Annotated in this window: 12 protein-coding genes; 3 read left to right on the forward strand and 9 right to left on the reverse strand. The window is 61.8% G+C overall.

Features of this window, described 5'->3' with window-relative positions:
* Positions 1 to 68: 68 nt before the first annotated feature.
* The 6 genes from BUE38_RS20705 to BUE38_RS20730 all read right to left on the reverse strand — a co-directional run bounded on the left by BUE38_RS20705 (position 69) and on the right by BUE38_RS20730 (position 8,318).
* The gene (locus BUE38_RS20705; RefSeq protein WP_073437149.1) at positions 69 to 872 is read right to left on the reverse strand and encodes a Cof-type HAD-IIB family hydrolase; all 804 of its coding nucleotides are present in this window, start codon (positions 870 to 872) and stop codon (positions 69 to 71) included.
* Between the two features lie 105 nt (positions 873 to 977).
* Positions 978 to 2,702, reverse strand: coding sequence for an N-acetylglucosamine-specific PTS transporter subunit IIBC (nagE, locus tag BUE38_RS20710; protein WP_073437150.1), 1,725 nt, complete (start codon positions 2,700 to 2,702; stop codon positions 978 to 980).
* Complete coding sequence (ptsP, locus tag BUE38_RS20715; RefSeq protein ID WP_073437151.1) at positions 2,699 to 5,245, reverse strand: phosphoenolpyruvate--protein phosphotransferase; 2,547 nt, start codon at positions 5,243 to 5,245, stop codon at positions 2,699 to 2,701. The genes nagE and ptsP overlap by 4 nt, the downstream gene beginning before the upstream one ends.
* A gap of 75 nt (positions 5,246 to 5,320) precedes the next feature.
* A complete protein-coding gene (locus BUE38_RS20720; RefSeq protein WP_143166420.1) occupies positions 5,321 to 6,340 on the reverse strand; it encodes an SIS domain-containing protein in 1,020 nt (339 codons plus the stop codon).
* The gene (locus BUE38_RS20725) at positions 6,324 to 7,574 is read right to left on the reverse strand and encodes an N-acetylglucosamine-6-phosphate deacetylase (protein WP_234987133.1); all 1,251 of its coding nucleotides are present in this window, start codon (positions 7,572 to 7,574) and stop codon (positions 6,324 to 6,326) included. The genes BUE38_RS20720 and BUE38_RS20725 overlap by 17 nt, the downstream gene beginning before the upstream one ends.
* Positions 7,575 to 7,583: 9 nt before the next feature.
* Positions 7,584 to 8,318, reverse strand: coding sequence for a GntR family transcriptional regulator (locus BUE38_RS20730; protein WP_073437152.1), 735 nt, complete (start codon positions 8,316 to 8,318; stop codon positions 7,584 to 7,586).
* 310 nt (positions 8,319 to 8,628) lie between these two features.
* On the opposite strand from BUE38_RS20730, the gene BUE38_RS20735 reads away from it, so the two are divergent.
* Positions 8,629 to 10,572, forward strand: a complete 1,944-nt coding sequence (locus BUE38_RS20735; RefSeq protein ID WP_073437153.1) for an exoribonuclease II — start codon at positions 8,629 to 8,631, stop codon at positions 10,570 to 10,572.
* Positions 10,573 to 10,680: 108 nt separating this feature from the next.
* On the opposite strand, the gene BUE38_RS20740 is transcribed toward BUE38_RS20735, so the two are convergent.
* Positions 10,681 to 12,078, reverse strand: a complete 1,398-nt coding sequence (locus tag BUE38_RS20740) for an amidohydrolase family protein (RefSeq protein ID WP_234987135.1) — start codon at positions 12,076 to 12,078, stop codon at positions 10,681 to 10,683.
* A gap of 228 nt (positions 12,079 to 12,306) precedes the next feature.
* Between BUE38_RS20740 and BUE38_RS20745 the strand changes: the two genes are divergently transcribed.
* Together BUE38_RS20745 and BUE38_RS20750 are read left to right on the forward strand one after the other, a co-directional pair.
* Positions 12,307 to 13,422, forward strand: a complete 1,116-nt coding sequence (locus tag BUE38_RS20745; RefSeq protein WP_073437155.1) for an N-acetylglucosaminyl phosphatidylglycerol synthase — start codon at positions 12,307 to 12,309, stop codon at positions 13,420 to 13,422.
* On the forward strand, positions 13,415 to 14,449 hold the full coding sequence (locus tag BUE38_RS20750; RefSeq protein ID WP_073437156.1) for a glucosaminyl phosphatidylglycerol flippase: 1,035 nt from the start codon (positions 13,415 to 13,417) through the stop codon (positions 14,447 to 14,449). Before BUE38_RS20745 ends, BUE38_RS20750 begins: the two co-directional genes overlap by 8 nt.
* Before the next feature lie 330 nt (positions 14,450 to 14,779).
* Here BUE38_RS20750 and sucD read toward each other — a convergent pair whose 3' ends face one another.
* Together sucD and sucC are read right to left on the reverse strand one after the other, a co-directional pair.
* The gene (gene sucD, locus BUE38_RS20755; protein ID WP_073437157.1) at positions 14,780 to 15,652 is read right to left on the reverse strand and encodes a succinate--CoA ligase subunit alpha; all 873 of its coding nucleotides are present in this window, start codon (positions 15,650 to 15,652) and stop codon (positions 14,780 to 14,782) included.
* Positions 15,652 to 16,818 carry an ADP-forming succinate--CoA ligase subunit beta gene (gene sucC, locus BUE38_RS20760; protein ID WP_073437195.1) on the reverse strand — a complete coding sequence of 389 codons (1,167 nt, stop codon included), beginning with the start codon at positions 16,816 to 16,818 and terminating at the stop codon, positions 15,652 to 15,654. The genes sucD and sucC overlap by 1 nt, the downstream gene beginning before the upstream one ends.
* Between the last annotated feature and the right edge of the window lie 43 nt (positions 16,819 to 16,861).

The raw sequence follows: 16,861 nt of genomic DNA on the forward strand, positions 1-16,861 counted from the left end.
AATCAGCGATTGCACCATGGTGGCAGCAACCTGAGCCCGGGAAGACCCACCATCTTGAAGGCTGAGCCTCAGACATCCAGCCCGAACCGCTCACGCAGGTGTCTGGCCACAGCAGCCTCGGCGTGATGGCCGATCACACGAGCTGCTGACAGTTGTGGGCCCAGGTCAGGGTGTGCATTGGCCATGACATGAGCTTCCCCTGCCATGGCCAGCATTTCCAGGTCATTGAGGTTATCGCCGAAGGCCAGGCAGCGAGTGGCCGGAATCTGCAGGTCATCCAGCAACGCCTGAACGGCACTGCCCTTGTTGACGCCCCCGGCCATGATCTCCAGCGAGTTGACCATCGAGTAGGTGATGTGCAACTGATCCGCCGCCATTTGCCGCGCCGCTTCCTCGATCTCGGCCAGTTGGTGTGGAGCACCGATATACAGTGCCTTGCCGATGCCCTCGGGCAGCATCGACTCCACGGCCTCCACCCGATATTCGAAGCCAGTGGCATCATGTAGATCCAGCAGGCCCGGCGCAGCCTCATCAATCAACCAGGCATCATCACGATAGAGATTGAGCCGGACTTCTGCGGCCCTCGGTAGACGGATCAGCGCCTGAGCCAGCTCGGTAGCAAGATAGTGGGAACGTAGACGCTGGCCCTGAGGCCCCAATGTCCAGGCGCCGTTGCTGCTGATGATGTGGGCATCGATACCCAGCCGATCACGGAACGGCAGCATATCGAGGTGGTGCCGCCCGGAGGCCAGCGCCACCTGGTGGCCCTGAGCGGCCAACTCGCGCAGGGTGGCAACCGTCAGTTCGGCGAGATCATGGTCAGCGCCAAGCAGTGTGCCATCCAGGTCAGAAACAATAAGGTGAGGGACCATGACATCTCCACTGAGTGAATCGATAAACCCCCTCTAGATTACCGCTTATACATGATAACGGCACGCCCGAAGGCGTGCCGTTATCGTCATGCCGATGAACCAGAGTCAGTGTCCATCAGGTGCCAGGCCGGCATCCACCAGACTGTTGGCCAGGCCTTTGGCATCCCTGCCCACCACAAGGTGCCAGGTACCTTGCGCGACGCGCAGCACGCCACGGCAACCGAGTTGTTCCAGAGCCGCACCATCGATGCCATCGTCGTTGTCCACTTCGATACGCAGTCGAGTTGTCGCCCTGGACTGTAGGCTACGAATGTTGCCCTTGCCGCCGAAGGCACGCTGCCAGGCCTCGACTTCCGAGACATCCAGCTTGCGCGACGGGGTGGGCACATTCTGGCCAGACTCGCCGGTAGTAGCCACAACGCTGTCAATGGTGGGCGCCGTTTGCCCCGAGGCCGCCATGGCCGCACGAATCTCGTCCGCTACCGAGTCGGCAATCGGCCCCAGGATCACCTGAATACCACCGCCACCGAGACGCATGATGCCACGCGATCCGAGTGACTTGAGCGCCCCTTCATCAATGCTGTCGGGAGCATCGAGCACCAGACGCAGACGAGTCGTACAGGCTCCGACGGCGGTCAGGTTGGCTGCTCCGCCCAGCGCCTTGACGAAAGCCGGTCCACGTTCACCGAGATCTGCCGCAGGCACCACACTTTCGTCCGTCTGGGGCTCACGACCTGGCGTCGGCAGGTTGAAGTGGACAATCACCCAGCGGAACACCAGATAGTAGACCAGGCCCATCGCCAGCCCCACCGGAATCAACAGCCAACCGTTGGTCGACAGCCCGTAGGACAAGGCATAGTCAAAGGCACCTGCGGAGAAGGTGAAGCCCAGCTTGACATCGAGCAGTTGCATCAACGCCATGCTGATGCCGGTCATCACCGCGTGAAAGGCATAGAGAGCCGGCGCCAGGAACATGAAGGTGAACTCGATGGGCTCGGTCACACCGGTCAGAAAGGCGGTCAGGGCCAGCGACATCAACAGGCCTCCGACCTGAGCACGACGATCTCTGGCGGCAGTGTGATACATCGCCAGTGCCGCCGCCGGCAGACCAAACATCATGACCGGGAAGAAACCGGTCATGAATCCTCCGGCGGAGGGGTCTCCGGCGAAAAAGCGATTGAGGTCGCCAGTAGCCTCACCAAAGCTGCCGAACACAAACCACACGAAGCTGTTGAGCACATGGTGCAGGCCGGTGACGATCAGCAGACGGTTCAGCGCGCCGTAGACGAACTTGCCAATCGCTCCTGCATCGATCAGCCAGTGACCGAGGGTATCAATGCCATGTTGGATCGGCGGCCACCCCCAACCGAACACAAAGCCCAGCGCGACACCAGCAAGGCCGGTCGCAATCGGCACAAACCGCCGGCCACCGAAGAAGGCCAGATAGTCCGGCAGCTTGATCGTCTTGAAGCGGTTATAGAGCAGCCCGGCAACCACCCCCATGATGATGCCTGCCAGCACCCCCATATTGATGTCGGGGTTGAGGCTCTTGAGCACCGAGTCGAGTACCAGATAGCCAATCACCCCGGCCAATCCTGCCGCACCGTTGCTGTCATCGGCGAAGCCCACCGACAGGCCAATGGCGAAGATCAGCGGCAGGTTGGCAAAGATGGCGTCGCCTGCGCTGGCGATAAAGGCGATATCCAGCAGGTCCGGCTGCCCCAACCGCAGCAGCAGACCGGCCACGGGCAGTACAGCGATGGGCAGCATCAGTGACCGCCCCAGCAGCTGCAGCGCTGCCATGATGCGAGATCCAACAGTCGTGATCATGACGGAATCCTCTCGAGATCAGCCTCGGCAAGCAGTGCCGACTCAACCAATGGCGCCAGCGTCTGGCGCACACTGTCCACATCCGGCAGCGCCAGTAGAGTGTCCAGCTCACGGGCAATGACACTGGCGTCCAGACGCCTGAGACGCGCCTTGACGGCAGCCACCCGTGCCGGTTCCACCGATAGTTCATTGACGCCCATGGCAACCAGCAGCGGGCCGACCAGGTCGTCTCCGGCGGCGGCACCGCAGACCGCCACCGGGCAACGTCCTCCGCTACCGTCCAGAGTGGCCTGAATCAGACGCAACACACCGGGATGCAGTACATCGGCCTGGCTGGCCAACATCGGATCCTCGCGATCCATGGCCAACCCGTACTGGGTGAGGTCGTTGGTACCGATCGACAGGAAATCCGCCACATTGGCCATGCTGGCCGAGCACAACGCAGCGCTCGGCACCTCGATCATCGCCCCCAGCAACGGCAGTTCGGTCAGCCGCATCTCGGCGGCCATGGCCTCCATACGCTCGCGCACCCACTCGAGCTCCGAGGCATCGCTGACCATTGGCACCATGACCCGTAGGTGCCGCAAAGGGCGCACCCCCAATAGCGCACGCAACTGGGTATCAAGCAGTTCCGGCTCACATTGCCACAGGCGCATGCCACGTACGCCCAGGGCCGGGTTGGGTACCGTAGGCAGCTGCAGATAGGGCAACTGCTTGTCGGCGCCGATATCCAGGGTGCGAATCACCACCGGACGGGGCCCCATTGCCTCGACGCTGGCCTGATACTCGCGACGCTGCTCCTCTTCGTCAGGCGCCCTGTCGCGCCCGAGAAACAGGAATTCGCTGCGCATCAGGCCGACGCCGTCGGCGCCATTGTCGGCGGCCAGTCGAGCTTCTTCACTTGAGCCGATATTGGCGGCCACTTCGACGAAGCGACTGTCTCGTGTGTGTACTTCCAGATGGGACTCGGCGCGCTCGGCTTCTGCCTGTTGCCGACGCTTCGCCAGTTGCTGTTCAACTTCAGCCAGCCGTTCTGCATCCGCCTCCGTCTCGAGCTGCCCCTCGTCGGCGTTCAGCACCACCAGACGCTCATCGAGGTCAAGCAGGGTGTCCCCCATGGCCACCAGACAGGGAATGCCACGGGCGCGGGCCAGGATAGCGACGTGGGATGTCGTGCCCCCCGCCGCCAGACAGAGTCCGGCAGGCTGCCGATCACAGAGCGACACGAATGTAGAAGGCGTCAAGTCGGCTGCCATGACAATGACGCCTGGTTCCAGCTCACAGCCACTCTGCTCCGGAGCATCGCTGAATTCCGCCATGACCTGACGCTGCAGGTCACGCAGGTCGGCAATACGACCAACCAGAACAGGATTGCCGCTGGCTCTGAGACGATCGATCTCCGCGTCCAGCGCCTCACGCCATGCCTGTCCCGGGTTCAGCCCTTCCTCGAGGCGAGTCACTGCCGACGATACCAGGTCGGGATCCTCGAGCCAGGCTTGATGCGCTTCGAAAACCTCCGCCTCCGCCTTCTGCCCGGCCCTTTCTGCCTGCAGCCTGGAGCGCTCCAGTTGCTGGCCCGCAACCTGCAATGCTGCCAGCAAACGGGGCTTCTCGACCTCAGCACCTGCCCCGGTCAGCGGCACAGAGGGTAGCCCCGTCTCGAGCCTGACCAGGCGACCACTGGCCAATCCCGGACTGGCCATCAACCCACCGATGCGGCCATCACCGAGATCCTGTCGAGGTGCCTGCTCAACAGCATCACTGGGCGCGTCATGCCCTTCGGGCGTGGTCAGCAATGCCACCGCAGCAGCCAGGGCGGCCTCGGCCTGTTCGCCTTCTGCCACCACCGTTGCGCGGTTGCCGCACACCAGTCCCAGGTTCATCAGCCCACTGACACTGTTGCCATTGGCCGTGCGCTCATTACTGCGCAGAAGCAGACTGACACGGTAGTCGCGACCGATATTGCGCAACCTTGCCGCAGGGCGAGCATGCAGCCCGGCTTCCAGCGCCACGGTCAGTTCCTGCTCCAGGCGCACTCCGCTCGGCTGTACCTCCGGACTCTGCTCAGTCGTCGCCGGAGACAGCGTCAGCAGCGGCTCGCCGAGCTCGACCAGTCCACCCGCCGCCAGCAGCGGCTCATCCAGACACCAGTCCCCGGCATCGAGAATGATCAGCGGTGTGACCAGCGAGGTCGCATCACAGGCCAGTTGATCCATGTCGAAGCGGCACAGGGGCGCTCCTGATTCGACCTTCTGCCCCTGCTCAACACAGGGCTCGATTCCCCGTCCTTCGAGGGCCACGGTATCCAGACCGAGGTGGACCAGCACCTCGATGCCTTCATCGCTACGCAGCGTATAGGCATGATGGGTTCTGGCGCATTGAATGACCTCGCCACTGATCGGCGCGTGCAGGGTGCCGTCAAGCGGGTCGAGGGCAATACCATTGCCCAGCGCCCCTTCGGCAAATACTGGATCCGGCACTTCCGCCAGCGGCACCACAATGCCCTTCAGCGGCGAAACCAGTATGACTCTGGAAGATGACATGCTCGTCTCTCCAATAGCTGTGATGAATCTAGTTGTAATCCTCGGGCCAGAGACGGGCTCCGGCTCGGCACCACGCTAGAGCGTGCAGGTGACCTTGCGCAGATGGCGTGGCTGATCCGGGTTGATGCCACGTGCTGCGGCAAGATGCGCCACCATGGGGTAGAAACTCTGGATGACCGACAGCGGTTGCAGCGCCTCGTGGCCAGCATCGGCCAGGGTCAGGTGGCGCTTTGCCACACTCTCATCCGCCGCCAGCAACACCCGAGCGCCAACGCTTTCCAGCCATTCCGCCAGTTCCAGCAGGCCGGCCTGCTCGGCACCGGGCGGTGCAAACACCAGCACGGGATATCCCGGCTCGATCAGCGCCATGGGGCCATGACGAACCTCTGCACCGCTGAACGGCTCGGCCTGAATGGAGCAGGTTTCCTTGAACTTGAGCGCTGCCTCCTGGGCAATCGCCAGCCCCGCGCCCCGCCCGATAACCATCAGTCGGTCGCAGTCCTTGAGCCCTTCGACGGCAGCACTCCAGTCCTGTGTCCCCGCCTCGACCAGTCGGTCGGGCAGCTCGGACAACGCACTCAGCAGCAGTGAGCTCTCATTCCAGTGCGCCAGCAGTTGAGCGGCTGCCGACAGGGTGGCGAGATAACTCTTGGTCGCCGCGACACTACGCTCCTCGCCTGCAAACAATGGAACCTCGACATCGCTGGACTTGCCCAGTGGCGATTCGGGGGTGTTGACCATGGCAATGGTGGTAGCGCCACCGGCCTGGAGTGCCTTCTGGCTGGCCACCAGATCCGGGCTCTGGCCGGACTGGGAGATGGCCACCGACAACTGCCCCTTCAGGCGCCAGGGCGCACGGGATAGTGTCGACAGGGAAGGCGGCAGCGAAGCGACCGGAATACCCCGGGTCTGCATGCACAGGTAGGCAAGATAGCTGGCGGCATGATCGGAACTGCCACGAGCCACAGTCACCACGGAGGAGGGATCTTCCGAGCGCAGTCGAGCACCAAGGTCAGCCAGCATCGGCTGATTGCGGGTCAACTGGCCACGCAGGCGTTCCGGCGCATTCAGCGCCTCTTCAAGCATGAGGGACATGGACGTCTCCTGACACATGGCAGCCATCCACATGGACAGCCACGAGATTGAGTTCGGTATCGAGGGTGACAACATCGGCGCGGGCACCACAGGCCAGGCGGCCAATGTCATCGCGACCGAGGAAATCGGCGGGATAGCGCGACAGGCGGTGAGAGGCCTCTTCCAGTGTCAGTCCAATCTGCACCAGATTGCGCAATGCCTGATCCATGGTCAGTGTGCTGCCGGCCAGGGTGCCGTCAGCCAGACGTACGCCTCCCAGGCACTTGGTCACCGCCTGTTCACCCAACTTGTAGTCGCCATCCGGCATGCCAGCGGCTGCGGTCGAATCAGTCACGGCGAACAACTTCGGAATCGAGCGCAGAGCCGCGCGAATCGCGCCGGGATGGACATGCAGCAGATCCGGAATCAGCTCGGCGTACTCTGCATGGGCGAGTGCCGCTCCGACCATGCCCGGCTTGCGGTGGTGAAGACCAGTCATGGCATTGAACAGATGGGTGAAGCCACAGGCGCCCCGCTCCAGCGCCGCCACCCCGTCCTCGTAGCTGCCAAGGGTGTGGCCAATCTGCACTCGCACTCCCCTCGCGGCCAAATGGCCGATCACCAACTCATGACCGGCAACCTCAGGGGCCAATGTGATCAACGGAATGGGCACGATCGCCAACAGCTCATCGAGTGTCTCGATGGTCGCAACCTGAGCATGCCCAGGCTGAGCACCGAGCTTGCCCGGATTGATATAGGGTCCTTCCAGATGCACGCCCAGTACTCGCGAAGCCCCCCCCTGCGAGGTAAGGGTCGGCTGAGTGTCGATATAGCGAGCGATCTCGGCCAACACCTCCCGCACCTGGGGTTCCCGGGCGGTCATGGTGGTGGCCAGCAGGCTGGTGGTGCCAAAGCGCAAATGGGTGCGGGCCAGAGTGGCCACGGCAGCATGTCCTTCCATGACATCCGCACCACCGCCACCATGGACATGCAGATCGATGAAGCCCGGCACCAGACGCGGCAGATCATTGCTCGTCGGATCGACCGGCTCACCGCTGATCTCGGTGATACGTCCGGCCTCGACACGCAGCTCTCCCAGGCGCCAGCCATCGGGGGTCAGGATATTGCCGCGGAGGACGATGTCTGCTCCCGGCGGACAATCGCACTTCCCACGTCCATGTGGGTCGGCTATGTCTGCTCCCGGCAGACAATCGCACTTCCCACGTCCATGTGGGTCGGCTGCGGGCATGGTCATGAGGATCTCCTATCGGGCCAGTTCGACGGTGAAGTCGTAGTAATCGGTACGGCAGTAAGTCACGGTCAGCTCCGCTGGCGTGTCGTCGGCCAGGTACCCGACTCGTGTGATCTTGAGCAGCGCCTGACCGGCAGGTACATCGGCCAGCCGCGCCAGATTCTCATCGGCATTGATCGCGGTGACATGCTGCAGCGCTCTGGTGATCGGTCGGCCTGCCGCTTCGAGCCACTTGTAGAGCGAGGTTTCGACACTCTGCGGCTCGGGCAGCACGCTGACCGGCAGACAGCTTTCCTCCACTGCCATCACCACATCATCGGCCAGGCGCAAGCGCTTGAGGCGTGCCACCTGAGCATTGGCCGAGAGGCCCAGACGCAGGCTTTCCTCGCTACTCGGCCAGTCCATATCACGAAGCAACCACTCAGAACGCGGAGTGAAACCTCGCCTGGTGAGCATCTCGCTGAAACTCACCAGGCGCGTCAGTGACTGGTTGACGCTGGGGCGAATGAAGGTGCCGGAACCTCGATCCCGGCGAATCAGGCCGCTCTCGGCCAACTGGTCGAGAGCGTTGCGCGCCGTGATGCGCGAGACCGACAGCGCCTCGGCAAGATTTCTCTCTGAAGGGAGGGCCTCTCCGGCACGCCACTCACCGGAGCGAATTTCCAGCTCCAACTGACGCGCCAGTTGCAGATACAGCGGCGTGGCCAGGGATGCGTCCAGTTTCAGTCGTTCGAATCGCGGATCCATGAAGACATCTCAGACAGCGTTGAATGGATCCACTATAGACCCACTACAATACCAATTGAATACCAATCTATTACCACCTTAGTCGAAACGCGCATGCCAATGACCTGGCTCAGCGACATGGCTCAGCACTCTGACGTTACCTCCGCCTTCAGTAGACAGCGTTGCTCAGGGTTCTTACGGACAAGCGCTGTTTACCTCCAGAATCCCAGCGCCAACATCTTGATTTGCCGTCGACCGATCCAGAGGGTTTGGCCCACGCCCGATCTATCCGTATAGTGGCCCCCTTACCTCTCGCCACTCGATCTTGATCATGCTGCAGAACAACGCCTTGCTGGCTCAGCTAAAGCAACAGATTCGTGACACCACGCCGCGTGTCACGGGTGTCATCAAAGCCACCGAAAAGGGCTTTGGCTTTCTTGAAACCGACGACGGCGAGTCCTTCTTCGTGCCGCCGCCCGCCATGAAGCAGGTGCTCCACGGAGACCGCGTCGAGGCCGTCCTCCACGAGGAAGGCGAACGCAAGTCAGTGGAGCCCGATACGCTCATCGAAACCAGCATGGGACGCTTCATTGCCCGCGTGCAGAACCGCGAAGGCAAGCTGGCAGTGGTTCCCGATCACCCTTCGGTGCGCAATGTCCTCAAGGCGCGGCTCAAACGTAATCTCGAGGGGCAGGAATTCAGCGACGGAGACTGGGTGGTGGCCCGTCTGGTGCGTCATCCGCTCAAGCCGGACGACCGTGCCTTCTTCGCTCAGATTGACGAACTGGTGGCCCGGGTCGACAACCCTGCCGTGCCCTGGCGCGTTACCCTGGCGCGTCACGCCCTTGAACAGGACTGCCCGGATGCCGGTACCGACTGGCCGCTGCGTGACGAGGGGCTCACCCGAGAGGATCTGACGGAAGTGCCCTTCTTCACCATCGATGGTGAGAAGACTCGCGATATGGACGATGCCCTGAGCATCACCGCTCGCGAACAGGGCGGCTGGACACTGAGCGTGGCCATTGCCGACCCCACGGCCTATGTCGAGGAAGGCCATGCTGCCGACCTCGAGGCACGAACCCGTGCCTTCACCGTCTACCTGCCCGGACAGAACGTCACCATGCTGCCGGAACAGTTGGCCGACGACCTGTGCTCACTCCACGAGAACCAGCAGCGTCCGGTTCTGGCCTGCCAGTTGGATATCAACGCCGACGGCAGCCTGGGCGACTATCGCTTCTTTGCCGCCACCATGTGCTCCCATGCACGTCTGGTCTACGACCAGGTTTCCGACTGGTTGGAAGGCAACGGCGACTGGACTCCGAGCAGCGACAGTATCGGCACCCAGCTCAAGGCCCTGCGCGACTTGACCGAAGCCCGCAGTGGCTGGCGTGCGGAGCATGCTCTGGTATTCAAGGATCGCCCCGATTACGTGTTCGATCTGGACGAGGCCGGCAACATCCAGGGCGTTCGTATTGAGGAGCGGCGGATTGCCAACCGCATGATTGAAGAGTCGATGATCGCTGCCAACGCCTGCTGTGCCGATCTACTGGCCCAGCATGTCGGCCACGGCATCTTCAACGTGCACCGCGCCTTCGAGGAAGACAAGGCCGAAGCCGCCCAGAATTTCCTGGCCACTCAGCAGATCGAGGTCGAGCGCGAGGCGCTGACCGAACTGAATCGCTACAAGGAACTCAAGCGCGCGCTGGAGAGCCGTGACGATGCCTGGCTGGATGCCCGCCTGCGCAAGTTCCAGGGCTTCACCAGCATGTCGGCACAGCCGGGCCCGCACTTCGGCCTGGGATTGCCCGCCTATGCCACCTGGACGTCCCCGATCCGCAAGTATGGCGACATGGTCAACCACCGCCTGATCAAGCGGGTGCTCAAGGGCGAACAGGCACCGCCTGAAGCCACCCTGCAGCTCACCGAGCAGCTCACTGAACGTCGCCGCCTCAATCGCATGGCCGAGCGGGACGTCAAGGACTGGCTGTATGTGCGCTACCTGACACCGGCGGCAAAGTCCGGTGATGTGTTCGAGGCCGAGATCATTGCCATCAATCGCGGCGGTATGCGCGTGCGACTTACCGCCAACGGTGCCACAGCCTTTGTCCCGGCCCCGCTGATGCACAGCGACCGCACCAAGGTCGTGGTGGATGACAAGGAAGGACGCATCCAGATCGAGAGCGAGGAACGCTACAAGCTGGGCGATGTCATTCGGGTTGCCCTGACCGAGGCGCGCGAGGAAACCCGCTCGCTGGTGGCTCGCCCGGAGGCCTGATCTGCGCCCCGGCACCACCTTCCTCCAACGGCGGCCAATGGCCGCCGTTGCTTTATCAGCCTCCAGTCCCGTCAGGGGCGGGAGTGCCCTCCCCCCGTGCTCATGGCTTCAGGCCTGCCACACCGCGCCGGCCACCAGTCGACCATCATGAAAGGTCGCCTGGCGTGGTGAGACACGAGCCACCACTTCGGCGGAACAGCTGGCATCGGTCAACATGAACCGTGCATCGTCTCCAGACGCTGGCCACTGACGTCTTCCTTCGTCATCGAGAGGCAGCACACCTCCAGTAGCAATCGTCAGCGAACGCGACAGCGCAAACTCGTCGATGGCGCCATACAACTGGGCGTAGAGGTTGGCCTTGGTGATCACATCACCGGTTCCGAAGGGAGACCAATGGTCAATGACACTGTCGGTCCCCGTCATCACATCGACACCTCTGGCATACAGCGTCGGTAATGGCATCACCAGCCCACCGATCGGTACGGTAGAGGCAATCGTGACCTGCTGTTGCGCAAAGCGGGTCGCGAGTTCGTCCACCTCTCCTGCATCCATGGTACTCAGCGCAAAGGCATGACTGATGGTCAGCTTGCCTGCCAGGTCGGGGTTGGCCTCCACCGTATCCATCATGTAACGGATTGCTGCCGCCCCTGACGGACTGGTCTCGTGAAGGTGAATATCAATCCCGGCGTCATGATCGATGGCGATCTGGAACATTGCATCCAGAGACCTTTCCATATGGTCATCGACATTGGTGGGATCCAGCCCCCCGACATACTGCACTCCCATCTGCATCGCCTCCCTCATCAACCCATCGACATTGGAGCGGAGCAGACCGTGCTGAGGAAAGGCCACGATCTCGCAGGAAAAGCCATCGCGTTGATTTTCCAGTGCCTGCTGGAGGTGCTCGAGGCTTTTCAGGCCACTGACGGGATCAATGTTGCAGTGGCTCCTCGCTACCGTACTACCGTGAGACTGCAGCAGCGCGATCAAGGCCTCTGCCCGCTCCCGGGACGTCGGCAGTAGTTGCGGCAACAACTCCTGCTCCAGACGGATCATGTCGCCAATGTCCTTGCCCTGGCGTGAACGAGGCGCTCGCCAGGCGCCGCCATAGAACGTCTTGTCCAGATGAATGTGCATGTCACGGGTGGCCGGCAGTGCCAGTCGCCCCTGGGCGCTGTAATGCGGCAGACTGGCATCCAGGCTACCACCATCGGCAATGATATTGACGATCCTGCCATCCTTGATTTCCAGGCTGTACAGCGCCGTCCGCGTGCTCACCACGGTCTCGCCATCGTACTCGAAGCCATCTTCCAGTCTGACATCACTCAGATAGTAGTGACTGTCAGTGATCGCATCCCGCAGCCTCTCCGAGCCTCCGACCGGACTGGTCTGTTGTGTCTGGCTCGCCTCTCCCGCCAGTGCTCCTCCACTCACTCCAGCCACGGCGCAGGCGACAGAGAGTTTACCGGTCGCATTGAGAAACCCTCGACGACTCAATTCATTCATCTGGTTCACTTTTATTTCCTTGATTGTCATTTATGCAGCCATGAATGGATTGCGACTTGAACGCCTGCCCACGCTAGGAAATGTACGAGACGTGCTCCAGAGATATTTTCAAATGCCTGGCATTCGATTCCTGAATACACCGGGACAAGACGACCGCCACTGTCGTAAAACTGTCGCACAAGCGCCATAGGCTAGTGACATCGTTCGCGGCAGGTTCAGGAGGAACCCGTGCACATTGCCGATATCACCATGTTCCATGCCCCGGCCAGTGGTGGGGTACGTACTTATCTGCAGGCCAAGCATCGGGTGTTCTCACGTTTTCCGGAACTACGTACCAGCCTGCTGGTTCCCGGTGCGGAGCGCGATAGTCTCGGCGATCATCACACCTTGCCATCACTCAAGCTCCCGCTGGGCCAGGGCTATCGTTTTCCCTTGCGCCGCCGCGGATGGCGGGATGCCTTGCTGGAGTTGAATCCCGACCTGATCGAAGCGGGTGATCCCTATGTCACCGCCTGGGCGGCGCTGGATGCGGGGCAACGACTCGGCGTGCCGGTGGTAGGTTTCTATCACTCGGACCTGCCACGCCTGATGGGGGATCGCTTCGGCTCTGTGGTACAGCAACGCCTTGAGCGTTATGTCGTCGATCTCTACAGCCGTTTCGATAGCGTCATGGCTCCCTGCCAGGCCATGGCCGATCGCCTGCTCGCCTGGGGTCTGCCCCGGGTTCGCGTTCAACCCCTTGGCGTCGACCTCGCATCATTTCATCCCGACAAGCACGATCCATCCCTGCGCAAACGACTGGGTCTGGATCCACAGACGCGCCTGCTGATCTTTGTCGGCCGTTTCTCTCGGGAGAAGAATATCGACGTCCTGCTGGCAACCATGGCACGCCTCGGGCATCCCTGGCACCTGTTGCTGATGGGGCCCGGCATGCCGCGCAGTGTGCCATCCAATGTCACCGTCATCGATCGCTGCTGCGGCACCCATGAAGTGGCTCGCGCCCTCGCCAGCAGCGATGCCATGCTGCACGCCGGCACCCGCGAGACCTTTGGCTTGATCGCCCTGGAAGCCATGGCCAGTGGCATTCCGGTGATCGGCGCCCGTGCCGGTGCCTTGATCGAGAACGTTCCACTGGGCGGGGGAGTCCTCTGCCAACCACTCGACCCTGATGCCATGGCCGAAGCCACCGAAGCACTGTTCTCCAATGACATCGCAGCCAGCGGGCGCCATGCTCGCCGGCATGTCGAGCGGCACTTCGATTGGGACCGGGTCATGGAACAGCTACTGCACCATTATGAAGATCTCGTTGACCTCGGCAGTGAAACACACCGGCGCTATGGCTGAACGTCTGGGCTCTCCCCTGCGTTGGCGGTCCTTTCAGGCGTTGCTTCTGCTGCTGGGCATCAGTATCTCCCTACTGTTGCCCTGGTGGCTGGGTGGCGATGGCACCGTGGCGATGGTCGTCGGCTTTCCCGCTTCCTTGTTACTGCTGATGGTGGCCATTGCCGTGGTGTGCTGGAATATCAATGCGGCGCGGCTGAGACTGATGCTGGCCGGACGCGCCGGCCATCTCGGCCAGACAGGAGCCCTCTCCATCGAAATGGCTGCCAAGTTCGCGCTATGCGCCACTCCTGGAGGCAGTGGTGGTGCGGCCACTCTGCTGTGGTTACTGGCAAGGCGTGGCTATCCACCTTCGCGGGCCTCGGCCGTATTTCTTGTTGATCAGGGCTGCGACATGCTGTTCTTCACCCTGATCCTGACGCTGCTGCTTGCTCTAACACTATGGGGGACAACGCCCGGCGATCTGAACTGGCCTCATCAGGCCTTGATCGAAGGAGCACTGATCGGGCTGGTGGCGGTGATACTCACTCTCGGTCTGGTGGTCGCATTTCTGCCCCGCCTGCTGCGCCGCCAACCCTCGCTGCACTGGCCCGGCCCACGCCGACGTCGCTGGCTGGTCCGGCGGCTACTGCGCTGTCGTCACGCGCTGGTCGTTACCCTACGTCTGCCACCTCATATCCTGATTTCCATTTTCCTGCTGTGCTGTGCTCACTGGTTACTGCGCTACAGCCTGCTGTACCTGGCGGTACTTGGCGTGGGTGGTCACGCCGACTGGGCCTGGACATTTCTGGTACAGATGCTGTCCATGGCGGCCAGCCAGTTGAGTATCCTGCCCGGTGGTGCTGGAGCAGCAGAGGTTAGTGTGGGAGCTCTACTGTTGCCGGTCATGGATCGCGATCAAGCTGCTGCTGCCGTGGTCATCTGGCGACTGGTCAGCTACCACCTGTACCTGCTTGCGGGAGCGCCGGTATTTGCGCTATCGGTATCCAGACTGCTCTCGGACCGGAAGAGGATGACTGCAAGTCCTTGAGCTTCGAGACACGAGCGGCGAGCTACGAGCAGCTCATCGCCAAACCAACAGTTCCGCGCATTTCCCCGGGGTTCGGGGTTCGGGGTTCGGGGTTCGGGGTTCGGGGTTCGGGGTTCGGGGTTCGGGGTTCAAGCTCGAGCGTAGCGTACTCGTAGCTCGTCACTCGTGGCTGGGTTTACCTGCTCGAGCGTAGCGTGCTCGTAGCTCGTCACTCATGGCTGGGTTTACCTGCTCGAGCGTAGCGTGCTCGTAGCTCATCACTCGTGGCTGGGACTGAAAACAAAAAAGACCACCCGAAGGTGGCCTTTTCAGAACGCGAAACGGCAGTTATTACCAGCCAGTCGCTTCCTTGAGTGCATCACCGATCTCGGCCAGTGAACGCACGGTCTTGACGCCTGCAGCTTCCAGCGCTGCAAACTTCTCGTCGGCAGTGCCCTTGCCACCGGCGATGATCGCGCCAGCGTGGCCCATGCGCTTGCCGGGAGGAGCCGTTACACCAGCGATGTAGGAGACGACCGGCTTGCTGACGTTCTCCTTGATGAAGGCTGCTGCCTCTTCCTCGGCGGTGCCGCCGATCTCGCCGATCATGACGATGGCTTCAGTGGCTGGATCCTTCTCGAACATCTCGAGGATGTCGATGAAGTTGGAGCCCGGAATCGGGTCGCCGCCGATGCCCACACAGGTGGACTGACCGAAGCCATGATCAGTGGTCTGCTTGACCGCTTCATAGGTCAGGGTACCGGAGCGTGACACGATACCGACCTTGCCGGGCTTGTGGATATGGCCCGGCATGATGCCGATCTTGCACTCACCCGGAGTGATGACACCGGGGCAGTTCGGGCCGATCAGGCGCACACCCAGCTCGTCACACTTGACCTTGACGTCGAGCATGTCGAGCGTCGGGATGCCTTCAGTGATGCAGACGATCAGCTTGATGCCGGCATTGGCCGCTTCCAGGATGGAATCCTTGCAGAACGGCGCAGGAACGTAGATCACACTGGCTTCAGCGCCGGTCTGCTCAACGGCTTCCTTGACGGTGTTGAACACCGGCAGGCCAAGATGCTGCTGGCCGCCCTTGCCCGGAGTCACACCACCGACCATCTGTGTACCGTAGGCGATGGCCTGTTCGGAGTGAAAGGTCCCCTGGCCGCCAGTGAAGCCCTGGCAGATGACCTTGGTGTTCTTGTCGATCAGGATACTCATTACTTGCCCTCCGCTGCCTTGACGACCTGCTGAGCCGCATCGGTGAGGCTCTTGGCAGCGATGATGTTCAGACCACTGGAGGCCAGCTTCTCGGCGCCCAGTTCGGCGTTGGTACCTTCCAGACGCACCACGACTGGTACGTTGACACCAACCTGCTCAACGGCACCGATAATGCCCTCGGCGATCATGTCGCAACGCACGATACCGCCGAAGATGTTGACCAGTACGGCCTTGACGTTGTCGTCGGAGAGGATCAGTTTGAAGGCCTCTGCCACGCGCTCCTTGGTCGCACCACCGCCAACGTCGAGGAAGTTGGCCGGCTTGCCACCGTGCAGGTTGACGATGTCCATGGTGCCCATGGCCAGGCCCGCGCCATTGACCATGCAGCCGATGTTGCCGTCGAGCGCAACGTAGTTGAGCTCCCACTTGGCCGCTTCAGCTTCACGCTCGTCTTCCTGAGACGGATCACGCATTTCCACCAGATCCGGGTGGCGATACAGCGCGTTACCATCCAGGTTGATCTTGGCGTCGAGGCAGTGCAGGTTGCCTTCTTCGGTGATCACCAGCGGATTGATCTCGAGCAGCGCCAGATCCTTGTCGTGGAACATGCGCGACAGACCCAGGAAGATCTTGGTGAACTGCTTGACCTGCTCGCCCTTCAGACCCAGAGCAAAGGCCAGTTCACGGGCCTGGTACGGCTGTGCGCCGACCAGCGGGTCGATCTCGGCCTTGAGGATCTTTTCGGGAGTTTCCTCAGCGACCTTCTCGATCTCGACACCACCCTCGGTGGAGGCCATGAAGACCACACGACGGGTGCCGCGATCGACAACAGCGCCGAGATACAGCTCGTTGGCGATATCAGTGCAGTTCTCGACCAGGATACGAGACACCGGCTGACCGTTCTCATCCGTCTGGAAGGTCACCAGGTTCTTGCCCAGCCACTGCTCGGCGAACGCTCTGGCTTCTTCGGCGCTCTTGACCAGCTTGACGCCGCCAGCCTTGCCGCGGCCACCAGCGTGGACCTGTGCCTTGACCACCCACATCTCACCGCCGATCTTCTTGCAGGCCTCAGCAGCCTCGTCGGGGGTATCGACTGCAAAGCCCTTGGAAACAGGCAGACCATAGTCGGCAAACAGCTGTTTGCCTTGATACTCGTGAAGGTTCATCGATTCATGCCATTGGTTGCATGTGACTCGAACGGCGACCTGA

The sequence above is a fragment of the Halomonas cupida genome, from assembly GCF_900142755.1.
GTDB classification, from domain to species: domain Bacteria; phylum Pseudomonadota; class Gammaproteobacteria; order Pseudomonadales; family Halomonadaceae; genus Halomonas; species Halomonas cupida.